24 protein-coding genes and 4 pseudogenes are annotated in these 19,807 nt (G+C 48.7%); 12 read left to right on the top strand and 16 right to left on the bottom strand.

Annotated elements, in window-relative coordinates; all coding sequences use genetic code 11:
• The first annotated feature begins 135 nt into the window (after positions 1 to 135).
• The 3 genes from malQ to DXA66_RS09695 all read left to right on the top strand — a co-directional run bounded on the left by malQ (position 136) and on the right by DXA66_RS09695 (position 3,245).
• Positions 136 to 1,677 (top strand): 4-alpha-glucanotransferase, encoded by a 1,542-nt coding sequence (gene malQ / locus DXA66_RS09705; protein ID WP_118528528.1) that lies wholly within the window; start codon positions 136 to 138, stop codon positions 1,675 to 1,677.
• A gap of 279 nt (positions 1,678 to 1,956) precedes the next feature.
• Positions 1,957 to 2,745, top strand: coding sequence for a diguanylate cyclase domain-containing protein (locus DXA66_RS09700; RefSeq protein ID WP_118528526.1), 789 nt, complete (start codon positions 1,957 to 1,959; stop codon positions 2,743 to 2,745).
• A gap of 59 nt (positions 2,746 to 2,804) precedes the next feature.
• A complete protein-coding gene (locus DXA66_RS09695; RefSeq protein ID WP_044953312.1) occupies positions 2,805 to 3,245 on the top strand; it encodes a hypothetical protein in 441 nt (146 codons plus the stop codon).
• Between the two features lie 92 nt (positions 3,246 to 3,337).
• On the opposite strand, the gene DXA66_RS09690 is transcribed toward DXA66_RS09695, so the two are convergent.
• The 12 genes from DXA66_RS09690 to DXA66_RS14305 all read right to left on the bottom strand — a co-directional run bounded on the left by DXA66_RS09690 (position 3,338) and on the right by DXA66_RS14305 (position 11,828).
• Positions 3,338 to 4,021: a 5'-methylthioadenosine/adenosylhomocysteine nucleosidase gene (locus DXA66_RS09690; RefSeq protein WP_118528524.1), complete on the bottom strand. Its 684-nt coding sequence runs from the start codon at positions 4,019 to 4,021 to the stop codon at positions 3,338 to 3,340.
• A gap of 160 nt (positions 4,022 to 4,181) precedes the next feature.
• Positions 4,182 to 5,315, bottom strand: coding sequence for a redox-regulated ATPase YchF (gene ychF, locus DXA66_RS09685; protein ID WP_097777075.1), 1,134 nt, complete (start codon positions 5,313 to 5,315; stop codon positions 4,182 to 4,184).
• Between the two features lie 121 nt (positions 5,316 to 5,436).
• Positions 5,437 to 6,447, bottom strand: a complete 1,011-nt coding sequence (locus DXA66_RS09680) for a tyrosine-type recombinase/integrase (protein WP_333490622.1) — start codon at positions 6,445 to 6,447, stop codon at positions 5,437 to 5,439.
• 286 nt (positions 6,448 to 6,733) lie between these two features.
• Positions 6,734 to 7,039, bottom strand: a complete 306-nt coding sequence (locus DXA66_RS14765) for an excisionase (protein ID WP_347562393.1) — start codon at positions 7,037 to 7,039, stop codon at positions 6,734 to 6,736.
• A gap of 136 nt (positions 7,040 to 7,175) precedes the next feature.
• Positions 7,176 to 7,811 (bottom strand): recombinase family protein, encoded by a 636-nt coding sequence (locus DXA66_RS09670; RefSeq protein WP_243089082.1) that lies wholly within the window; start codon positions 7,809 to 7,811, stop codon positions 7,176 to 7,178.
• 123 nt (positions 7,812 to 7,934) lie between these two features.
• Positions 7,935 to 8,285 carry an LPD28 domain-containing protein gene (locus DXA66_RS09665; protein ID WP_118528520.1) on the bottom strand — a complete coding sequence of 117 codons (351 nt, stop codon included), beginning with the start codon at positions 8,283 to 8,285 and terminating at the stop codon, positions 7,935 to 7,937.
• 13 nt (positions 8,286 to 8,298) lie between these two features.
• Positions 8,299 to 8,637: a DUF3846 domain-containing protein gene (locus DXA66_RS09660; RefSeq protein ID WP_118528518.1), complete on the bottom strand. Its 339-nt coding sequence runs from the start codon at positions 8,635 to 8,637 to the stop codon at positions 8,299 to 8,301.
• Positions 8,638 to 8,655: 18 nt separating this feature from the next.
• Positions 8,656 to 9,372 (bottom strand): DUF1071 domain-containing protein, encoded by a 717-nt coding sequence (locus DXA66_RS09655; protein ID WP_118528516.1) that lies wholly within the window; start codon positions 9,370 to 9,372, stop codon positions 8,656 to 8,658.
• Between the two features lie 54 nt (positions 9,373 to 9,426).
• Positions 9,427 to 10,338 (bottom strand): YqaJ viral recombinase family protein, encoded by a 912-nt coding sequence (locus DXA66_RS09650; RefSeq protein WP_243089081.1) that lies wholly within the window; start codon positions 10,336 to 10,338, stop codon positions 9,427 to 9,429.
• A gap of 17 nt (positions 10,339 to 10,355) precedes the next feature.
• Complete coding sequence (locus tag DXA66_RS09645; protein WP_118528512.1) at positions 10,356 to 10,694, bottom strand: DUF3848 domain-containing protein; 339 nt, start codon at positions 10,692 to 10,694, stop codon at positions 10,356 to 10,358.
• Positions 10,695 to 10,704: 10 nt separating this feature from the next.
• The gene (locus DXA66_RS09640) at positions 10,705 to 11,640 is read right to left on the bottom strand and encodes a DUF932 domain-containing protein (RefSeq protein ID WP_118528510.1); all 936 of its coding nucleotides are present in this window, start codon (positions 11,638 to 11,640) and stop codon (positions 10,705 to 10,707) included.
• Positions 11,641 to 11,660: 20 nt separating this feature from the next.
• On the bottom strand, positions 11,661 to 11,828 hold the full coding sequence (locus tag DXA66_RS14305; protein ID WP_158576369.1) for a hypothetical protein: 168 nt from the start codon (positions 11,826 to 11,828) through the stop codon (positions 11,661 to 11,663).
• A 241-nt stretch (positions 11,829 to 12,069) separates the two neighbouring features.
• Here DXA66_RS14305 and DXA66_RS09635 point away from each other — a divergent pair, with 241 nt between their 5' ends.
• The 7 genes and pseudogenes from DXA66_RS09635 (at position 12,070) to DXA66_RS09600 (ending at position 17,158) form a co-directional block, all read left to right on the top strand.
• A complete protein-coding gene (locus DXA66_RS09635; RefSeq protein ID WP_118528508.1) occupies positions 12,070 to 12,537 on the top strand; it encodes a hypothetical protein in 468 nt (155 codons plus the stop codon).
• Positions 12,515 to 13,159 (top strand): hypothetical protein, encoded by a 645-nt coding sequence (locus DXA66_RS09630; RefSeq protein WP_118528506.1) that lies wholly within the window; start codon positions 12,515 to 12,517, stop codon positions 13,157 to 13,159. Before DXA66_RS09635 ends, DXA66_RS09630 begins: the two co-directional genes overlap by 23 nt.
• Positions 13,156 to 13,575 carry a hypothetical protein gene (locus DXA66_RS09625; RefSeq protein WP_118528504.1) on the top strand — a complete coding sequence of 140 codons (420 nt, stop codon included), beginning with the start codon at positions 13,156 to 13,158 and terminating at the stop codon, positions 13,573 to 13,575. Before DXA66_RS09630 ends, DXA66_RS09625 begins: the two co-directional genes overlap by 4 nt.
• 465 nt (positions 13,576 to 14,040) lie before the next feature.
• Positions 14,041 to 14,121, top strand: a pseudogene (locus tag DXA66_RS14575) (plasmid mobilization relaxosome protein MobC); the annotation flags it as partial.
• On the top strand, positions 14,118 to 15,431 hold the full coding sequence (locus DXA66_RS09610) for a relaxase/mobilization nuclease domain-containing protein (RefSeq protein WP_118528502.1): 1,314 nt from the start codon (positions 14,118 to 14,120) through the stop codon (positions 15,429 to 15,431). The pseudogene DXA66_RS14575 and the gene DXA66_RS09610, both read left to right, overlap by 4 nt.
• A 66-nt stretch (positions 15,432 to 15,497) precedes the next feature.
• The gene (locus DXA66_RS09605) at positions 15,498 to 16,457 is read left to right on the top strand and encodes a bacteriophage abortive infection AbiH family protein (protein ID WP_158576368.1); all 960 of its coding nucleotides are present in this window, start codon (positions 15,498 to 15,500) and stop codon (positions 16,455 to 16,457) included.
• 41 nt (positions 16,458 to 16,498) lie between these two features.
• Positions 16,499 to 17,158 (top strand): pentapeptide repeat-containing protein, encoded by a 660-nt coding sequence (locus DXA66_RS09600; RefSeq protein WP_118528498.1) that lies wholly within the window; start codon positions 16,499 to 16,501, stop codon positions 17,156 to 17,158.
• Between the two features lie 365 nt (positions 17,159 to 17,523).
• Here the strand turns inward: DXA66_RS09600 and DXA66_RS09595 are convergent.
• The 3 pseudogenes from DXA66_RS09595 to DXA66_RS09585 all read right to left on the bottom strand — a co-directional run.
• Positions 17,524 to 17,796: pseudogene (locus DXA66_RS09595) on the bottom strand (cysteine-rich VLP protein); the annotation flags it as partial.
• Positions 17,792 to 18,205, bottom strand: a pseudogene (locus DXA66_RS09590) (type IV secretory system conjugative DNA transfer family protein); the annotation flags it as partial. The pseudogenes DXA66_RS09595 and DXA66_RS09590, both read right to left, overlap by 5 nt.
• A pseudogene (locus DXA66_RS09585) lies at positions 18,202 to 18,393 on the bottom strand (DUF3801 domain-containing protein); the annotation flags it as partial. The pseudogenes DXA66_RS09590 and DXA66_RS09585, both read right to left, overlap by 4 nt.
• 19 nt (positions 18,394 to 18,412) lie before the next feature.
• On the opposite strand from DXA66_RS09585, the gene DXA66_RS14145 reads away from it, so the two are divergent.
• Both DXA66_RS14145 and DXA66_RS09580 read left to right on the top strand, forming a co-directional pair.
• The gene (locus tag DXA66_RS14145; RefSeq protein ID WP_147365171.1) at positions 18,413 to 18,604 is read left to right on the top strand and encodes a hypothetical protein; all 192 of its coding nucleotides are present in this window, start codon (positions 18,413 to 18,415) and stop codon (positions 18,602 to 18,604) included.
• Entirely contained in the window at positions 18,588 to 19,316 is a 729-nt protein-coding gene (locus tag DXA66_RS09580) for an HNH endonuclease (RefSeq protein ID WP_118528494.1), read from the top strand. Before DXA66_RS14145 ends, DXA66_RS09580 begins: the two co-directional genes overlap by 17 nt.
• 182 nt (positions 19,317 to 19,498) lie before the next feature.
• Here DXA66_RS09580 and DXA66_RS09575 read toward each other — a convergent pair whose 3' ends face one another.
• Positions 19,499 to 19,795 (bottom strand): transposase, encoded by a 297-nt coding sequence (locus tag DXA66_RS09575; RefSeq protein WP_118528492.1) that lies wholly within the window; start codon positions 19,793 to 19,795, stop codon positions 19,499 to 19,501.
• Positions 19,796 to 19,807 lie beyond the last annotated feature (12 nt).

The raw sequence follows: 19,807 nt of genomic DNA, 5'->3' as shown, positions 1-19,807 counted from the left end.
ATCGAAAAAGGGATACACATCCAGTTTAAAAATAAGTATACCACGTTTTTTGCCTGTGGAAAATAGTCTGCGGATATGTTATGATAAGAAACAACGATATTCCCATAAAATGTTAAAAATGAGGAAGGTAATAGCATGCGTGAAAGTGGAATCCTGATGCCGGTGTCCAGCCTGCCCGGCCCTTACGGTATTGGCTGTTTTGGCAAGGAAGCATTCAAGTTTGTGGATTTTCTGGCACAAGCGGGCCAGAAGATCTGGCAGATCCTGCCGCTCAGTCCCACCGGCTACGGTGACAGCCCCTATCAGAGCTGCTCGGCCTTTGCGGGCAACCCCTATTTTATCGACCTCGACGCTTTGAAGGAAGAAGGCCTGCTCACCGCCGCCCAGCTCAAGGCCGAAAAATGGGGCACAGACCCCAAAGAGGTGGACTACGGCACTTTGTATGTGAGCCGCTTTAAAGTCCTGCGCACCGCCTACGCCGCATGGCGCAAGCAGTGCGCTGGGCTGCACGGCTGCAGCTATTACTTCCCGGATGATTACTATGCCTTTACCCTCGCCAATGAGGAATGGCTGGACGACTACGCCCTGTACATGGCCCTGAAAGCGGCCAACGGCATGAAGAACTGGGTGGAGTGGGAGCGCCCCTACCGCCTGCGCGATAAGAAGGCCCTTGCTGCCTTTGCCGCCGAAAACGAGGAGGAGATCGGCTTCTGGAAGTTCGTGCAGTACAAGTTTGCGGCCCAGTGGCAGGCAGTGAAGGCCTACGCCAACAAAAAGGACGTGCAGATCCTGGGCGACATCCCCATCTATGTCTCTGCCGACTCGGTGGATGCATGGGTGGGCGGCGCGCTGTTTGAGCTGGATGCCGACGGCGGCTTTGCCCGTGTGGCGGGCTGCCCGCCGGATTACTTCTCTGCCGACGGTCAGCTGTGGGGCAACCCGCTGTACAACTGGGAATACCACAAAAAGACTGGCTACGCGTGGTGGGTGCGCCGGGTGCGCCACGCACTGGGCATCTACGACCTGCTGCGCATCGACCACTTCCGCGGCTTCGATACCTATTGGGCCATCCCGGCGGACAGCACCACCGCCCGCACCGGCAAGTGGGAGAACGGCCCCGGCATGGAGCTGTTCGATGCGCTGGAAGCTGCCCTTGGCAAGCTGCCCATCATTGCCGAGGATCTGGGTGAACTGTTCCCCAGCGTGCGAAAGCTGCTGGCCGACAGCACCTTCCCGGGCATGAAGGTGCTACAGTTCGCCTTCAGCGGCGGGGACAGCGAGTATCTGCCCCACAACCACGTCAAGAACAGCGTAGTGTATCCCGGCACCCACGATAACACCACCCTGACCGACTGGTGGGAGAACGGCGCTTCCGAAAAGGAAAAGGCTGCCGCTGCCGCTTACCTGCACCTGACCGGCGTAAAGCCCACCGCAAAGGAGCTGGCGGCCATCCGGACCGATGATGTCCGCATCGCTCTGCTGCGCGCAGCGCTGGGGTCGGTGGCTGACCGGGCCATCATCCCCATGTACGACTGGCTGGGTCTGGGTGCGGAAGCACACCTGAATACCCCCGGCAAGCTGGGCGGAAACTGGGCATGGCGCGCCGCTGACGGCTTTGCCGCCAAGGCACTGGCCAAGACCATCCACGACGAGTGCAGTGTGTACTGCCGCGTATAAACAGAAGGCGAAGAGCGGCGGGAGCTTAGCAATTTGACGAAAATGTAAAAACTCCGGCAGAAAATTGTGCGTTTTGCTGGTAAAATCGGAAGCTGAATGGTATAATGTTGCTAAAGCGGCATTATGCCATTTTTCTTTGCCTGATGCGTTCCCGGCATTTCTGGAAACAGGGCGGGCGCGGGATGCATAATGCGGCAGATGGTTCCTGAACGTATGGGGAACAGGTGACTGCACGCGGGATACGGGAGCGCCGCGTGCGCAGATGATGGGGAAAATTACATGAAGAAAGAATGTACCGAGCAGGATCTGCGGGAACTTGTGCGCTCAGCGCAGGCCGTATTTGAGGCGGTGACCCTGACCGAAGCGCCGCGTTGTGACGGCTGGCAGGACGATGGCCTGCGGGTGGACTACGAGCTGCGCAATGGCCGTGTGGACTGTGTGCTGCACCGCAGAGTGGAAGCGGACAGCAAATGCTGGGAGCTGGAAATGTGCGCACCGCTGGCAGGCAATGTGCTGCCGGAAGAGCGCATGACACCCCGGGAGCGGGAGCTGTGCCGCGAGGATATGAACCACGATTTCCTTACCGGCGTGTACAACCGCCGTTATCTGGAAACGGTGTTTGCCCAAAAGCTGGAACAGTGTGCAGCGCAGGGCCGCAAGGCGGCTGTGGCGCTGGTGAGCATCGACAACGGCCAGAAGCTGCGGGATACCTACGGCCAGCCTGTGATGGATCAGCTGCACTGCTTTGTGGGCAACCAGTGGAAAAAGAGCTTTGATACCCCTGCGGCCCGCGTGGTCTGCCGCCTGACCGGCAGCATCTTTGCGGTGGGCTGTCTGGATGCCGACGGCAAGCAGCTGGCAGAGGAAATGCAGAACCTGTATCGGCAGATGCCCCGGGAATGCATCACCACCACCGGCATGATGCGCCGGGTGCCCTTTACCCTGAGCTGCGGCGTGGCGAGCCTTGAGGATGTCCCTGCAAAGAACTGGCAGGCACTGTACGAGCTGTGCGATGCACGCCTGCGGGAGGCACAGAACGCCGGCGGCGATCAAATGCGTGCAGAATAAAACCAGTGTATAAAATCCCCCTTTTGGCGCAGACTAAGGCCAGAAGGGGGATTTTTTGTATGGAAAACCAGAAAAACGACAACCTGAACCTGCTGGAAGCCGTGGTGCAGAATACCGAGATGGGCAAGAACACCTTGGAACAGATCGTGCCGATGACCGACGATGTGCAGTTCAAGGCCGAGCTGCTGCGCCAGCGCAATGTGTACCACCAGCTCAATCAGGAAGCGCACACCGCCATCGAGGCCTGCGGCGGCACCGCGCAGGGTCAAAGCGCCATGGCAAAGCTGAACACCAAAATGGGCATCAGTATGAAGACCCTCACGGATAAGTCCACCCGCAATCTGGCCGAGATGCTCACACAGGGCAGCGGCATGGGGGTGGTGGACTGCGTAAAGGCCCAGAAGGATTACCCCAATGCCGCGCCCGGCGCAAAGCGCCTTGCCCAAAGGCTGCAGGAGTTTCAGGAGGACAGCCGGGTAAAGCTGGAACAGTTCTTATAAGGCTGCGCTGCGGCGCATGAAAAAAGCGACCCCGTCCGTCAGGTACAGCTGCCTGACGGGCGGGGTCATTGCCGCAATGGCGGCAGATCCTTTTACAGCGCTTCCACCATTGCTGCCACGATGCGGGTGGCGGTGGCTACATATTCCGCAATGCTGAACTTTTTCACCACCAGCACCTCGTGGCCGTCCTCGTCAGCGTTGTCGCTCATGGCGCGCAGGATGACGCAGGGCACACCGTTCTTGGCGGCGATCTGGCTCACAGCGGCACCTTCCATCTCCACGCAGTCGGGGGCGCATTTGGCTTCAATGGCAGCCTTGGTTTCACTGTCGCCCACAAACAGGTCGCCGGTGGCAATCTTGCCCACCAGAGCCTTCACACCCGCTTTGGCGCAGGCTTTTTCGGCGGCAGCGATCAGCTCCGGGTCGCCGGTGTATTCCTTGAGGAACGGCGGGTTCTGGCAGATCATGTCCAGCTGTGCGTCGTGGTACAGCACGGTCTTGCCGATGACCACATCGCCAATGCTGATCTTCGAGGTCATATTGCCTGCGATGCCGGAAAAGATGATCTTCTCCGCGCCGAATTTTGTGATGAGCACCTGCGTGGTGGCGGCGGCATTGGCCTTGCCCATGCCGGCACAGCACACCACCACCTGTTTGCCGGCCAGCGTGCCCTTGTGGTAATCCACGCCGCCGTAGGGCTCCACGGTGACATTCTCCAGCTTTGCACACAGCTGATCGACTTCATCGGGCATTGCGCCCATAATACCGAAAATCATAGGAAACCTCTTTTACGATTTTAAATGGCCGACGCGTGCGCTCTGGCCATAGATAGCAGAAATTTATTTTTAATTTTGTAAGTTCCAAAAGCCTGCGGGCTTTTGAAACTTACTTTTTCACGGGAAGGGGCGAAACCGGAAGTGACATCTTTGCCGAAAATCAGACGTTGAACAGGAACTCGATCACATCGCCATCGTTGACAACGTACTCCTTGCCCTCGGTGCGCTGCAGACCCTTGGCCTTGACGGCGGCATAATCGAAGTTATTGGCTTCCAGATCGCTGTAGCCAATGACGCTGGCACGGATGAAGCCGCGCTCGAAATCGCTGTGGATCTTGCCGGCAGCCTGCGGTGCTTTGGTGCCCTTGCGGATGGTCCATGCGCGGCACTCCTTCTTGCCGTCGGTCAGGAAGGAGATCAGGCCCAGCAAATCATAGCTGGCAGTGATGAGGTTGTCCAGACCACTGGCTTCAATGCCCATTTCAGCCAGAAAAGCCTTCTTTTCCTCGGGGGAATAGTCGGCGATATCCTCCTCGGTCTTGGCGCAGATGGGAATGTAGCGTGCGCCCTCTTCCTTGGCGCGTGCGGCCACCAGCGGGACATACTTGTTGTTTTCGATGCCCTCCATCAGGTCGTCCTCGCCCACGTTGCAGGCGTACAGCACCGGCTTTGCGCTCAGCAGGCCCATTTCATGCAGCACGGTCTGCTGCTCGGCATCGCCCTCGTCAAAATCAAAGCTGCGGGCAGGCTTGCCGGCGCTCAGGTGGTCGGCCAGCTGCTGCAGCCATGCGGCTTCGGCGGCAGCGCCCTTGTTGTTGCCGCTCTTGGCAGCCTTTGCCATGCGGCCTGCGCGGTTCTGCACCACCTCAAGGTCGGACAGGATCAGCTCGTAGTCGATGGCATCGATGTCGGCAATGGGGTCCACGGCCTCAGCCTTGGAAACATCCTCCACCACATGGATGATGTTGTCATCGTCAAAGCAGCGCACCACATGCACAATGGCGTCGCACTCGCGGATGTGGCCCAGGAACTTGTTGCCCAGACCCGCGCCCTGACTGGCACCCTTTACAAGGCCCGCGATATCCACGAACTCCACGATGGCAGGGGTCTTTTTATTGGTCTGCCAGATCTCGGCCAGCTTGTCCAGACGCTTGTCCGGCACGGCTACGATGCCGCTGTTCGGCTCGATGGTGCAGAAGGGATAGTTTGCGGCTTCTGCGTTCTTGGTGGAGGTGATGGCATTGAACAGAGTGGACTTGCCGACGTTCGGCAGGCCGACGATACCTAATTTCATTTTTATGATTTCTCCTTTTATGATGTAGATGATAAACAGCTATATTGAACGGATATAGGTTGTTTTTTACGAAAACTAAATTTGGCGTTGGGTGGGAAAATCGGATTTACTCACCCTTTGCTCACCCTTTTTGTGCTTCCTGTGCCTTTGCGAACTGCGCTACGGCCTTTTTCATGGAATCGTCTGTTACATGAACATAGCGGTTCATAGTGGTCGTGATACTGGCGTGACCCAGAAGCTTTTGCAGGACCTTGGGCTGCATTCCGCTCTCAATGGCGCGGGTAGCGTATGTATGGCGCAGAGCGTGCATACAGAATCGCTCGATCCCTGCATCGTCGCACAGCTTGTAGAGGTGAGTGTCATAGGAGCTGTTCTTGGCGGGCATTCCGGTGCGCCAGTTGATGAACACTAAATCACGCATAACCAATTTCCGCTTCTGACCAGTCTTACGATCCATAAAGGTCAGGACAGTGGACAGGTCTTTCGATTCCTTGCGGTATTCTCTGGTGTCATAGATTTCCCGCAGGATGTCGTAAGCGGTGTCGGTCAGAGGAATGGTGCGGTAGCTGGATTCCGTTTTCGGAGGGCCAGCACGCCACACGCCCTGCTTGTGACGATACTCCAAAGTTTTGTTGACGGTCAGAGTATGCTTTTCCCAATCAATAGCATCCCATGTCAGACCGATCATTTCACCAGTGCGTAAGCCTGTTTCCAGAATCAGCGCATACTGAGCGTAGTTATGGGAATGCTTGGCAGCATCCAAAAATTGTTTCTGCTCAGCTACGGTCAAAAAATGGATATCATCAGGTGCACGAACGGGCTTTGTGTAGCGGACACCGTCCATTGGGTGTTTGGCAATGAGGTCGTTCTCTCTGGCGCTTTTGAAGAACGTACCCATTGTCATATAGGTCTGCCGGATGGTTGAACCGGCGTAGTCGTCCTCCATGGCGTTCAAAATCCGCTGACAGTCGATCTGCTTGACATCGCGCAGCAGCATAGAACCGATGAATGGCTGAATGTTGTGCTCGTATCGCTCCCGATAATTCCGAACAGTGTTCGGAGCACGGTTGCCAACGACATCCTTGACCCATTGATTGAACCATGCGTCCACCGTCATATTGGGCGATGCCACAGTCCGACCTTCAGGGTGTAAGCGTAGATAGAGCTGTTCCTGTCGCCAATTCTTGGCTTCTGGAAGGGTCTTGAAGCAGCGTTCCTCACGCTCACCGCGATAATTTCGGCAACGGGCATAGTACAGACCGTCTTTTCGCTGACCAAGCCCTTTTCCGAGTTGTTTTCCTTTAAGATTTTTGCCCATGTTTGTGGCTCCTTTCGAGATAAAAAGAGCCCACACAACACATTTTATTGTATCATGCGGGCGTAGTTTATGCAAGCCCTTCAGCGGGCGTTATAGGGTATCAGATGGCGTATTGCTCGTTCAAAAACTCCTCAAACTTCTTCCGCTTGATGAGTTTCTTAGCCCCCACGAACACAACGAACTTGCACCCATCCTGCAAGGCAAGCTCGGAAATGCGGTTTTGCCCTACACCAAAATAGGCAGCAGCCTCTGGAATCGTCAACAACCACTTTTCATTGAGCGGCACGAACAGGACGGACTTTTTGATGGATGTATCGGTGTTCGGAAAGGAAATCGGTTCCGAGTTGAGATCGGCTGCAAAATTGGAAGCAGCGGTGGACATGTTGATGTTGGTATGAGTGCTCATAGTGTTTTCCTCCTGAAATTAAAATTGAATGCGAAGCGGATTGCTTCATGATAAGCATATCTGCTTGAATTAGCGTACATTTTGCCTTATGGTGTGATAAGCGCTTGAAAGGAAATCTGCGCATCATCCTGTTGAATCAGTGAACTGAAATCCATGTTCGGGTAAGAAAAGGTTGCCGGGTGCACTTGTGCTGGTGGCCAAGAACAGTTATAATTACCATAGAATCTTTGGCTTTTTTCGTTTCAAATCCAACACCCTTTTTGCGGCCAACCTGCTTGCCGTTCAGCCGGGCGGTCAACAGTCCCTCACGGGTGCGCTGGTGCAGATCGGCAACTTCTTTTTCGGACTGCTCAAAGGCCAGTTTGATCTGCTCCTTTGCCAAGGCCATCAGATACTCGTTGATGCCCTTTAAGATGAAGTCCACATTTGTCCCTGTCATGGCAATGCTGCCGGACAGGGCTTTTTTGTAGGTCTCGGTGTCGATGTGGTGTTCTTTCAAGAACACCAGCCGGATACCCTTATGATAGAGGTCTTCGTACAGAGCAAAACCTTCTTCTGCATTTCTGGACATCCGGGACACCGAATCGAACACCACCGTATCTCCTGCTCTCAGAACTCGGTAGAGCTTCGGCCACTCCGGACGAAAGATGGATGTGCCGGTATAGGCTTCCTGCACGATATGGGCAGTCGGGTACTCGGCCTTGATGTTGCGGATCTGACGGTCAATGCTCTGCTTTGCCGTAGAGATACGGCAATAGCCATAGATGTTCATGCGTCTCCTTTCTGGCTCAAAGATAACGAGCGACATTTTTAAGACTGTGTTTTGCACCTTGAAATGGCCTGAAAACGGCTGATTTTAATACAAAACAGAATATACGGTATTTTTAATACAGTTTTAGTGGGCATAGGCAGTCATAAAATCAGAAATGGTAGTGCACGGTTTGTGATTGGCGGTGTCCTCGCCATCCAAAGGAGCGTAGTTCCAGTCGGTGTCCTCGTCAATATATCGCCGCCCATCATCCGGCAGTTCCAGCGGTTCCGCAAGGATAATGGTGCCCCAGTGGTTGACCATCACAAAGGGCGCGATCTCACAAGGGATGCCCCGGCACTCATCGTCGTGCCGGACATCGTAGGCGTACAGGCCATCCGGGACAGTATCTCTCTTGATGCGGATGCTGGTGAACAGTGCAGGCCTTCCGCAAACCGTGATCTCCTCGTAGTGCTCGGTCATTGCATTAAAGGTCATAAGGTGTTCCTCCTTAGATTTCAATGATAAAAGCTCTGAATTTCTCTTTGTAGAAATCCATTGCACTCTGCGGCAGAGAAGTCAGATTCCCTTCGTTGTCACATCCGGCCAGAAATCCCGGCCCGGCAAGAACATCGGCTCCATCCCATAGCGGACGATTGAGCGGCAGGTCAAGCAGCTTGCCTTCATCATTGCAGACCAGTGTGACCGCTGAACCGGTGTCACTCAATGTGATGCATTCGATCAGCCCGCCTACAAATTTCTGCATGGCTTCAAGGGTGTTGTCCAGCTCGATTTCCTTTGGCAGCTCCATTGGCAGGAGCGCAAGGACTTTGATTTTTCCTTCTTTCATCGTAAAATCTCCTTCTCCTTATGCTACGTTTAGCCTTGTAGCCTTATAGCAGTCAGCGCACATTCCCTCATGGGTGGCGGCAAACTCTGCCGCCTGCATGATGGAGCCATCCTTCAGCTTGACCCTCTTGATAGGCTGGTTGCACCGGGCACAGATGCAGGGCACAGGCGGCTGTTCCTGCTTCGGGCTAGCGGATCTCGGTTTCGGCTGCTTTTGCGGTTCTGCCTCCGGCTGCGGTGCAGCATCTTCCGGCAAATCCTCTCCGGCGTAGACATAGAGACCAAGGCCGAACATAGCAAGGTTCTTCACTAAGCACCGCATGATAGCCTTATTCACATCGAACATAGGGGCTGCTTCTACGGTGCGTTCTTCCATGCCGATCTTTTCACGGCGGCGGGTCTGCGGATTGTAGTCCCATTTCGGGGTGGTATAGGTGTAAGGCACAGCTTTCATGGCTTTGTTTGCGCCATCCAGTACAGGCAGCCACATTTCGTGCGAAACGCCCTCAATCGTGACAGTGGTATACACCATGAATCCGGTTATGGGGTCATAAACATAGGGCAGGCCGTTGAATTTCTTGACCTCATAGTTGGCAGTGGGATACAGCTTCTTCACCTCTGCCCAGGCATACGCCCAGCTTACATATTTCAGTTCCGTGTTGCCGGACTTTTTGACTTCCAGATGATCTTTGAAGTCGATAGCAAATAATTTTACGAATGGATTTTCCGTAGCCATAATAACCCTCCAAGAAAAAAGGCAGCAGAGAAGCTGCTCTCTGCCGCCATACAATTATGCCGCATGAACGATGGTGAACCTGCGGCTGCTTACATTTTTGCTGTACTGGTTGAAAATATCCGGCTGCTCTTTCCGCAAACGCTGGGACTCCACACGTTTGCTTTCGGAGGACACCCACGACACCTTATAGCCCGGTGCTGTGCCATAGGCGGCATCCTGCATTTTCAGTTTGACCTGTTGCTCGATAGCCGTTTTCTCCTGTTCCATCTGCTCGATTTGGTCGGAAAGCTCCTGCCGCTTGTCCAGAAGTCCATGTAGAGCACTCAGGTCAGCGGTCTTGTCCCGGTTGTCCACCTCATACATCTGGTTGATCTGCTGGGTGTCACAATCACAACCGTTGGGTGCAGGGGGAATCTGGGGCACAATATGGTTTGTCCAGAAAAGTTCTTCCTTATCAATGAGATCAGAAAGCACCTGCTTATCTGTCACGATCTTGTGGATCACCAGCTCTTTGCCGAAAATCAGAGCTGCCACATACCAACAGTCGAAACCGCTGACGGCTAAGTAGTGGTCAACCTGCGCCAGATAATGAGCCGGGATTTTCCCATCAGCCCACTTGTCCGCAGAAAACGGTGAGACCGTTTTGCATTCCAGTCCTGCTTTCTGCCCAACGATCAGACGATCAAAGTCTGCCAGAAGTAGCGGATGTTCCTCGCTCTGGTAGATAGCATTTGCACGGCGCACCTTTAGACCGGTGGTCTCGGTGAAGCGCTGCGCCACATAATTCTCCAAGTCACGGCCTTGCCGCATAGCTTCATTGTCGATGTTTTCAACGGTATCGCTGATTTTGTCGTGGTACACCTGAAATGCAGAGCGATAGGGATTCAGGCCAAGGATAGCCCCGGCATCCGTGCCGGTAATACCGCATTTGCGATAACGGAGCCAATCTTCTTTGGTCAAATTCAATGTAGATACAAGCCTTTTCATGCAATATTCAACCTCTCTTTCATGTGTTCTTCTACAATGGAGAAATCACATTCCACCAAGTCTCTAATAATAGTAGAAAACTCATCCACCAAGGTGCGGTCATCGTCCAGCCACAGGGTATACAGGAAATCCAGAATATTCCGCTGCACCCGGAGATGGTTCCAGAAACGCTCGTCCATCTGCTTTTCGGTGTCCAGCGTAATCAGGGCACTGACGATGGTGCTTTTCATCGTAATCTCGTATGCCGTGGTGCAAGTAGGCTTTGGAAAATCGGCTTCGATGCTGTTCAGGAACTCAGAAAATTCCCGGACAGCCCGGTTGCTCACATCGTTCATACGTCCTCCTTTATGCTGCTGCCAGCACCATCTTGTAAGCCTTGTCGATCATGGGATTGCCCTCTGCGGTACGCAGAAATAGATTTTCGTTGTAGTTGCGAGTTTTACGGATGGGATTTGCATGGGTGGCAAAGTCGGAAACAGCGTTCACGAACCGCCAGCCATTCTTTCCAACCCATTCCAGATCAGGTGCATTGTAGTAGCGAGCCTTCAAATCTTCCTGCAAGCGCAGGTTGTTCTTCCGCTGGCCATCGGTTAAGTCTTCCGTGATGGGGAAGAACTCGTTGATAAACTCCTGCACCTTGCGGTCAGACAGCTTGATGGTGGTCAACTCATGAATGCCCTTGCCCAGCTCCCCCATATAGCTGTTGGCAAGCTGCAAGGTCTCACGGGCATCCTGCACCCGGAGCAGAACATTTTCGGTATGGCGGGCAGTCCAGATACGCTTCGCTGTACCCAGAGCCAGATTCAGGGTGTTCTGGCAGACAACACGAACCGGGGTCATGGCGACTTTCACACCAGAGCTGCCATCGTGACTGTTGAAGAACACAAGATATGGGGTCACTTCATCTCCGGCGATGATGTACTTCTCCGGCAGCTTCGCCAGCATCCAAACCTTCTTGCCGCCCTGCAAGGAACCAGCAGTTTCATAAGTGACACCTTCACCCAGCAGATCATCGGTGAACTGGAATGCATCTTCGTTCTGCACGATGCGATAACGGTCAGATACGACACCAAGCACAGCATCATCGGTGCTGCGGACATTGGCACGGTAGCCGGGAATCATAGCACCAGTGCCGGAGTAGATGTTGCGGCTCTCGACCTGCCAATCCAGACCGGCCAGCTCCAATGCCTCATGGCTTGCAGGGGCATCCATGACAATACGGCCAAGGCCGTGCCAAGGGGTTTCGCGGACAGAGAACATAGTTTCAACATTTGCAGACATAGTAAAATCTCCTTTTCAAATTAGTCATTGTTTTCGATTTCTTCAGCAATCAGAACGAGAACATCAATCAGCACCGTTCCAACTTCTTTGATGATTTCGGGCCAAAAATCCATTGCGTTTTTTCCTTTCTGCGCTGTTGCGCTTTGAAATACGATGGTAATAATGATAGTGATGGTGCGAAATAACAAAAATGCTCACCTCCAGACATAAAAATAGCCCCTGAGTCTTTCGGCTCAGAGGTTTCGGGTACATTGCTATAATACCTATGTCAAATCACAGAATATAAAAACAAACGATAATAAAATGAAATTTAATGGATTCAACAAAGGATACTGTGATAAAAATCTTGCTAAAAGGGGGTGCAATATGGTATGATATACTATATAAATATAAGGTTAGAATGGGGTTTGACAGATTGGAGTGGAGACTGTGAATGAAAAATACCCAGAAGACTACCCGGAAGATTTTGAAGAAAAACTGATTGAAGCCGGTGCGACTACCAAGGAAGTAAAGCCAGTCTATCGAATCCTATACGATGGAGAACTTAAAGCTGAAAACTTTGATTCAACATTTCACGACTATAAAAGACGTGGTAAAAAAATAACGAAGCGTCAATTAAATGATATTGGAACATATTCCACATCGGTATTTCTGAATCTTGAAGAAGCAAACCTAGTGAGAGTATACTCAATGCGTAATCCGCCTAATGCGCGGATGGCAGTTGGTATGATTGCAGCAGATACAGGTTATAATCAACGCACGATTGAGAGAAAAGAACAAAAGCGTAGGACACGCTGTGATTGGTGGATTTTTAGTACGATAAGTAAAGAAAAGGAAATACTGCCATTATTTGAGGTCTTGAAGGAGGGAGAAGATGACCAAGGAAAAGATGTTTGAGGATGAATCTTTTGCACAACGGTTTGGAAAAGAATTATATTTAGAAGAAATTTTTCTGGAATATGATGGAATACCTCTTTTATCTGCTTGCATAGATGAAAATGGGAACCGTTATTTTTGTCATTGTGCAGAGATGAGAGATTTTGAAACGTGGGTGATCTATCCAGTTACCATCGGACAGCTATTACAAATGACAAATAATGGTAAATCTCCTCAGGAAGTGTTGGGGGTTCAGGGCCAAAAAGTGTGGATATACAGAATTTACTGGGACGGTAGAGAAAGCTCGATGGAAGCTACTCTGGCAGAACGGTTGTTGGAATGTGACGCACTTCCAAAAGGAGCACCGCTTTGTTTATATCCTGAGCAAGTTGCAGCATATGCAAAAGAACTTCAAAATTTTGCCGAAAAAAGTTTCTTTGAGAAAATTGTAGCATCCTTTAGAGAGGCGTATCATATTGATATTGTTGGCTATGTGTCGTCACAAGTAGAATACCCTAGAAAATCGATATGTGAAATAATTTTTGATAAAGAGATTACAAAAGGAAAAGACTGGGATTGCAGAAATGAGTACGATTGTGAGAACGGGCAATTTCAGCTTAGCTATGAGGGTATACGTGTATGAAACAAGATATTCTATCTTACCATAAGAGTATAATGCCTTGTGTTGACTTTAAATTGGCCGAGGCTAAACAAGATGAAAAGCAAAAGGATGACAAATCTACAAAACAGTCACTTTCTATTAAGGGGGGAGTAGATGATCCGAAGAAACCAAGCTTTGTGAAAATTATTCTGGATCTTTCAATTTACACAAAGGATGAGAGTATAAAACTTCATATCACACAAGAAAGTATTTATGATGTGAAAAAGAGTGAGAGTACAGTAACTGAAATTGCGGAGGCAATGAAGAAAGAGGCTGTTCCAGAATCTTATCGACGGTTATCTTCCTTTGTGAGGTATCTTACTAATAAGGTGGGGGTTGCATCCTTGAAGCTTCCATCTTATTCAGAGTTAACTTCTGAAAAAAACAGTAGAAAGTAAGGCTTTATAAGCGGAGAAAGAGTATAGATAAAACTTCTTCAAAGTGAAATAGTTGAGGATGAAGTAAGCAACCTAAGTGACCACTAAATTCTAAAACCGACCATAGTGAAAAAATTTTCTCTTTCACTATGGTCGGTTTTGATTTTTACGGATTTAATACAGTCAAATAGCGCAATCCAAACAAAATCTTAATAAGGGATTCTGAAGTAATCCATGACGGCCTTGAACTGATCCTGCGCAGTCAGGCAGGTATCAAGCAGATATCTTTTACCTGTCCGAAAACCCTTGATTTATCGGGGTTTTCGCCTTTCTTTAGATTTCTTGTACGCCCTTTTTACGCCCTTTTTTTGTAACTGGCGGCGTAGCCTGTTGAAATTGGCGTATGGCATTTACCAGTGACTCGTCCGTAACATGAACATATCTGTCCATAGTTGTTTTAATGCTTGCGTGTCCTAATAGCTGTTGCAGCACTTTATGGAAGAAATAAAGGGGGTGCTTGCAGAGATATGGCGGTTACAAAGATTAAGCCTATTAAAAGCACGTTGAGTAAAGCCCTTGACTATATCCAGAACCCGGATAAAACCGACGAAAAAATACTGGTGTCCTCTTTTGGGTGTAGCTATGAAACGGCAGATATTGAGTTTGAATTTACCATAGCGCAGGCGTTGGATAAGGGGAACAATTTAGCCCACCATTTGATACAGTCCTTTGCGCCGGGAGAAGTCGATTATGAAAAGGCACATGAAATCAGGCGGCAGCTTGCCGACGCGGTTACAAAGGGACAGCATGAGTATGTCTTAACAACGCATATTGACAAGGAACATATCCATAACCACATCATTTTTTGCGCGGTGAATTTTGTAGATTACCACAAGTACAATTCCAACAAACGCAGCTATTACGGCATACGCAATATAAGTGACAGACTATGCCGGGAAAACGGGCTGTCTGTGGTCGTTCCAGGGAAAGGCAGCAAAGGAAAAAGCTATGCAGAATATCAAGTCGAAAAGACAGGGACAAGTTGGAAAGGCAAGCTTAAAATTGCGGTAGACGCACTCATTCCCCAAGTATCAAGTTTTGAAGAATTACTATCCCGGTTGCAGGCGGCAGGCTATGAAATAAAACCGGGGAAATATGTTTCCTGTCGCGCTCCGGGACAGGAACGGTTTACCCGTCTGAAAACCCTCGGCGTAGATTACACAGAGGAAACGTTACGGGAACGTATCAGCGGAACGCGCACTCGCACTGTCAAAGCTCCAAAGCAGCAGCGCAGCGGTATCAATCTGTTGATTGATATTCAAAATTGTATCAATGCACAGGAAAGCAAAGGCTATGAGCAATGGGCGAAAATCCATAATCTGAAACAGGCGGCAAAAACACTGAATTTCCTCACTGAACACAAGATTGAGCAGTATGCCGATTTGACCGCCAAAATCTCGGAAATCACGACTGCAAGCGAACAGGCAGCGGACAGCTTAAAGGCAACCGAAAAACGGCTTGCTGATATGGCGGTGCTAATTAAAAATGTTACTACCTACCAGAAAACAAAGCCCGCCTATGACACATACCGCAAAGCTAAGAATAAAGACAGATACCGGGCAGACCATGAACGGGCAATAATCCTCCATGAAGCGGCGGCAAAGGCACTCCAAACGGCAGGCATAAAGAAGCTCCCGAACCTTGCTGCGCTGCAAGCAGAATATGAACAGCTCCAAGCACAGAAAGAAGCTCTGTATGCGGACTATGGGAAGCTGAAAAAGCAAGCCAAGGAATATGATGTTGTCAAGCGCAACATTGACAGCATTTTGCGGCAGGATAAAGAGCCGGAACGGGAAAAGGAAACAGAGCGCGGATAGCGGTCTAATGGTGGAAAAGTTCTTATTTTTCTGTTATAATATTTCGAAAGAAAGGGGGAATATGTGTTGTCGAGATTAATAATCATAGGTAATGGATTTGATTTAGCACATGGCTTGCATACAAAGTATTCTGATTTTATGGAATATCTATGTTCTTATGAAAAAGAGCCGGAAATTATATATGGTAGATTTGTTCGTCTTGATAGTATTTCGCCACGAGACCAAGAAAAACATCATTTTTATGAAGCGATAAGCAAATACATACCCGAACAGGATTTATGGAGTTCATTTGAAGAAGCATTAAGTTTTTTGGATTATGAACAGATACAAGAAGATAATTCTTGCTATCTTCTTGATTATGGAGATGATAATTGGCGTGATAGTGCAAATCACGATTTTCAATATATGATTGAGGAAGATTTGGCTTTTGCAAAAGATATTTCACGTTATTTTTCAGAGTGGATTTTACACATAAATACTAATGTATTGCCTGTTGTATCATCAAATATACTCAATAGAAACTGCTTGTTTCTGAACTTCAACTATACGGATACGTTAGAAAAAGTATATGGTATTCCTGCTTCTAATATTTTATATATTCATGGTAATGCCTTGCGAGGAAACAATCTCATATTAGGACACCATGACGCTACACTTTTTCAAGGAAAAACAATTCCCGCTTTTAATGCGGCAGAAGAACATGGTATCTATATGGAAGATATAGAAGAAGATTTTAGATTGCAAGAAGCAAAGGAAATTATAAAAGACTATTTTAGAAAAACATACAAAGATACTGCTTCGATTATTAGATATTATCAATCGTTTTTTAACTCGTTGGCGACAGTTTATGAAGTGTATATATTCGGTCATTCTCTTTCGGAAATAGACTTTGACTATTTTGCTGAAATCAAAAAGAATGTTCCACTAACTTGTCGATGGTATATCTCATACCATGACAATATAATCAACGCGCAGAACCTCATTCGCAGGCTGAATATAAAGAACTTTCAACTGTTTCAGTTTTAAGAAACAAAACAAGCTAATTTGTAAGAAAGTGAGAAAAACCTGTGCAAGCGTACAAAATAGACAGAATAAATCTGATTACATATAAATGTCAAAAAAAGAAAATTGTAAAGTCCGTACGGTGTCGCTATTTAGCTAAGAGCCATATCATTAATTGCAATGCTCAAAATCAAAGTTTTATTTATGCTAATTTTCGCGGAGCTATATTTACGAAAGTAAAGTTTAATAATAGTACAATAACTGGTTGTGATTTTTGGGGAACTACCTTTAAGGATTGTGATTTCAGTGGAGCAAGAATTTCAGATTGTGTATTCATGGCTTGCAAATTCAGCAATTGCAATTTTGCTGGTACAATTATCAACTACACAACGATAGTCAATACTTCATTAGCGGAATGTAAAAATATATCTCTTGCCGAAAGAACAACGATATATAAGAATTATCCAAAGTGTATTTTGTCGGAAGAATTAAAGGCTGCCCTTGAATTTCTAAAATCCAACAAAAACTTACGCACATATAAGCTGTTACATGTTTCTGACAAAAAATATAACGAGCTTAATTTATTCTTGCTCCAACAACACTTTACAACCAAAGCATTGCCGCTACTTTTAATGGAATTAGCCAATCATTCAACGAAGAAAATCACAACCTATAAAAAGTTGGAACGCCAGTTGAAAAGCTTTGAAATAGGCGGTATAATATAAATGCCCCGCCCCACACAATCGAGAGGTTGTGTTGCTAATAGGACTTAGTAATAAGTGAATGGGGGCTGTAATATGATAGCTAACATTCAAGGAGGTGTGTCTATGATTTCTGAATTGAGTACCATTATTGGATTTTTAAGTTTAGTAATCGTGAAAATTTTAGATTTTATAACCCCTCTTGATTGTTTGGGGTATTAGAAAAAAATAGCGGGCACAGAAACCGATTGGCTTCTGTGCCCTTTTTGTTTTGCAGTTATAAATACTGTTACGCAGTAGACCTCACTTTTCACAGGGTTAGGTATCAATCCCTTACCCATGCAGGAAACGCGCCCGGAACGCCCTGTAAAGGGGGGCTGTTTTGCCCTCTATCGCGTAATAAGGGCGCGTCTTTTCCGCATACGCTCGGCAGCCTGTTTCCGGGTGATACGCTTCCGGCAGTCCGGGCAGTATTTCGCGTGGTTGGAGCTTGACGCAAAGGCAGCACCGCATACAGTACAACGCCGCATATCTTCGTTTTTCAACAATTCCGCGTGCAATTCCCTATCCAGAGGAAGCACCGCAGTCTGAAACCATTTACAGAGCAGCGAATAAGAAATAAGCTGCGGGCATACACATTCTTCCCCGTCGTCAAGCAGCATACTTTGGCTGCTTCGGTCGGCTGCTCATCATCAGCCGTTCCGTCTGTGTCAGCAGTACGTTGTTTGCAAATACCGGGTCAATGTAGGGCTTTATATCCTCGGCGTTGCCCCAACGGGCAGAGCCGTATTCCACGCCCTTACGGTATTTCTTTGCGTTCTTGCCTTTGGTGTAGACAATCAGCCGGATAAGGATAGCTCCGGCAATGCCTATCAGCATATCTACCGGGGAAAAGCTCGGCAGGGGCGACGCAAAAGCAGAAGTAAAGCCGTTCCCGATACCTAAGAGCTTGCCGGAAAGGTCTGCGCCGGGGGCAAGCCGTACCGCCTGTGCTGCTTTGTCAAAAAGATACACAAAGAGGATATAGGGCAGATTTGGGATAATCCATTTTTTCAGATTTTGGTTGTTCATCGTTCACGCCCCCTGTCTTTGTTTTTGACCTGCTCCCGCTGCGCGTTCAGTGCCGCCGCTTTTTGCCTAAAATCAGACAGCAGCTTTCGGATAGAGGGCTTTTTGTCCTGCGTCAGCTTCTTTGCGGAAAATTCTTGAAAAGCTGCGGTCAGCACGTCCGCGTCCCGTCCTTTGAAAAACACAAGATATAGCGAAAAAAAGCGGAAGATGTACAAGGCAGCGCAGAATTATCTGAAAGCTTTGGAACGAGCGGAGTCTCAGGAAGATTTGGATGCGTTACGGAATGAGATGGACCGCTTGGAGGCGATGTATAGCGAAAACCCTGCATATTTAGCATTGATTGAACAAGAAAATCTAGTGAAAAAGCAGGAAGTGAAAGACAATGAGGCCGGTAAATAAAGGTACTTCTCCGTATACGCCCATTCAGGAGTATAGGGATGCACTGCCATATTTAGAGAGCCGCATAGGAATATACTGTTCCTACTGTGGAGCAATAATTGACCATGCACCGGAAATAGAACATGTGGTTTCCAAGTCTAAGGGCGGAGATAAGACTGAGTGGAAAAATCTCTTGTTAGCATGTAAATATTGCAATACAAGAAAATCAAACAAGACAACATCTGAAAATAAGAATGATTATCTCTGGCCGGATGAAAACAATACGGAACTGGCGTATACCTATGCAGGTGGAATTCCCAGAGTAAATAGCCCGATCCTTTTAGAATTAGACCCCAGTGGAAATATTGCTCAGAAAGCCGAAAAACTTTTTGAATTGGTGGAACTTGGAAACATTCCGGCACCAAAGGATAAAGATAGACGCTTCAAACAGAGAATTGAAACGTATGCTTCGGCCAGGATTTCTTTGAAAAAATGGAAAAAACTAAAGGAAACGGAATATAAAGAGGATAGTAAAGAGCTGATTGCAGAAATAGTAAGAAGCAAGGGATTCTTTTCGGTTTGGCTGGAAGTATTCAAGGATGAACCGGAGATAAAAAATATGTTGTTCGATATTTTTCCGGGAACAGAAACAAGATTCTTTGATGCAGATGGAAATGTTAGGCCGATTCTTCATGTAGAAGAGCTGGAAGCAGCAACAGAGGCTGCTACATAAGTAAAAAAGAAAGGTCGCTTATGGAAAGGGGAAGATTCTCCTCAATCCATGAGCGGCCTTATTTTTTACTGACTGTGTAGACTAAAGTGGGAGGGGAACGCAATCCAAACGTAACCGCCCAGCGAGAGCACGTCCCCAGAAAGACAAGAGGCACCCGACTCGGAATCGGGTGCCTCATTTTGTCATACAAAGTTTTCTTGAATGAGTTTTCCCCAGGGCAGTATCTGGTCGAGACGCTCCGGGTGAGTCTGGATTTCCATGTCAGGCAGATTCTCAAAAAGGTACTGGATATAATCTCTGGGCGCAAGGTTGTTTGCCTTTGCTGTTTCCACAATGCTGTAGATCACTGCGCTGGCCCTTGCCCCGGCAGGCGTGTCGCTGAACAGCCAGTTCTTTCTGCCGACAGTAAAGGGGCGGATCTTGTTCTCTGCACGGTTGTTGGAGATCTCGCAGCGAGGATCCTTCAGATAGTTTTCCATATACGAACCGTT

Source organism: Faecalibacterium sp. OF03-6AC (genome assembly GCF_003478175.1).
GTDB lineage: Bacteria > Bacillota > Clostridia > Oscillospirales > Ruminococcaceae > Faecalibacterium > Faecalibacterium taiwanense.
This window is presented reverse-complemented; position numbering and strand designations above follow the sequence as displayed.

Bases quoted from the DNA above. Each gene is read 5' to 3' on its own strand.
- DXA66_RS14145 (WP_147365171.1), top strand. From the start codon at position 18,413: ATGTACAAGGCAGCGCAGAATTATCTGAAAGCTTTGGAACGAGCGGAG.
- DXA66_RS14765 (WP_347562393.1), bottom strand. From the start codon at position 7,039: ATGAGCACTCATACCAACATCAACATGTCCACCGCTGCTTCCAATTTT.
- DXA66_RS09670 (WP_243089082.1), bottom strand. From the start codon at position 7,811: ATGAACATCTATGGCTATTGCCGTATCTCTACGGCAAAGCAGAGCATT.
- DXA66_RS09700 (WP_118528526.1), top strand. From the start codon at position 1,957: ATGAAGAAAGAATGTACCGAGCAGGATCTGCGGGAACTTGTGCGCTCA.
- DXA66_RS09690 (WP_118528524.1), bottom strand. From the start codon at position 4,021: ATGATTTTCGGTATTATGGGCGCAATGCCCGATGAAGTCGATCAGCTG.
- DXA66_RS09625 (WP_118528504.1), top strand. From the start codon at position 13,156: ATGAAACAAGATATTCTATCTTACCATAAGAGTATAATGCCTTGTGTT.
- DXA66_RS09655 (WP_118528516.1), bottom strand. From the start codon at position 9,372: ATGGCTACGGAAAATCCATTCGTAAAATTATTTGCTATCGACTTCAAA.
- DXA66_RS09640 (WP_118528510.1), bottom strand. From the start codon at position 11,640: ATGTCTGCAAATGTTGAAACTATGTTCTCTGTCCGCGAAACCCCTTGG.
- DXA66_RS09645 (WP_118528512.1), bottom strand. From the start codon at position 10,694: ATGAACGATGTGAGCAACCGGGCTGTCCGGGAATTTTCTGAGTTCCTG.
- DXA66_RS09580 (WP_118528494.1), top strand. From the start codon at position 18,588: ATGAGGCCGGTAAATAAAGGTACTTCTCCGTATACGCCCATTCAGGAG.
- DXA66_RS09575 (WP_118528492.1), bottom strand. From the start codon at position 19,795: ATGGAAAACTATCTGAAGGATCCTCGCTGCGAGATCTCCAACAACCGT.
- malQ (WP_118528528.1), top strand. From the start codon at position 136: ATGCGTGAAAGTGGAATCCTGATGCCGGTGTCCAGCCTGCCCGGCCCT.
- DXA66_RS09695 (WP_044953312.1), top strand. From the start codon at position 2,805: ATGGAAAACCAGAAAAACGACAACCTGAACCTGCTGGAAGCCGTGGTG.
- DXA66_RS09630 (WP_118528506.1), top strand. From the start codon at position 12,515: ATGACCAAGGAAAAGATGTTTGAGGATGAATCTTTTGCACAACGGTTT.
- DXA66_RS09665 (WP_118528520.1), bottom strand. From the start codon at position 8,285: ATGACCTTTAATGCAATGACCGAGCACTACGAGGAGATCACGGTTTGC.
- DXA66_RS09660 (WP_118528518.1), bottom strand. From the start codon at position 8,637: ATGAAAGAAGGAAAAATCAAAGTCCTTGCGCTCCTGCCAATGGAGCTG.
- ychF (WP_097777075.1), bottom strand. From the start codon at position 5,315: ATGAAATTAGGTATCGTCGGCCTGCCGAACGTCGGCAAGTCCACTCTG.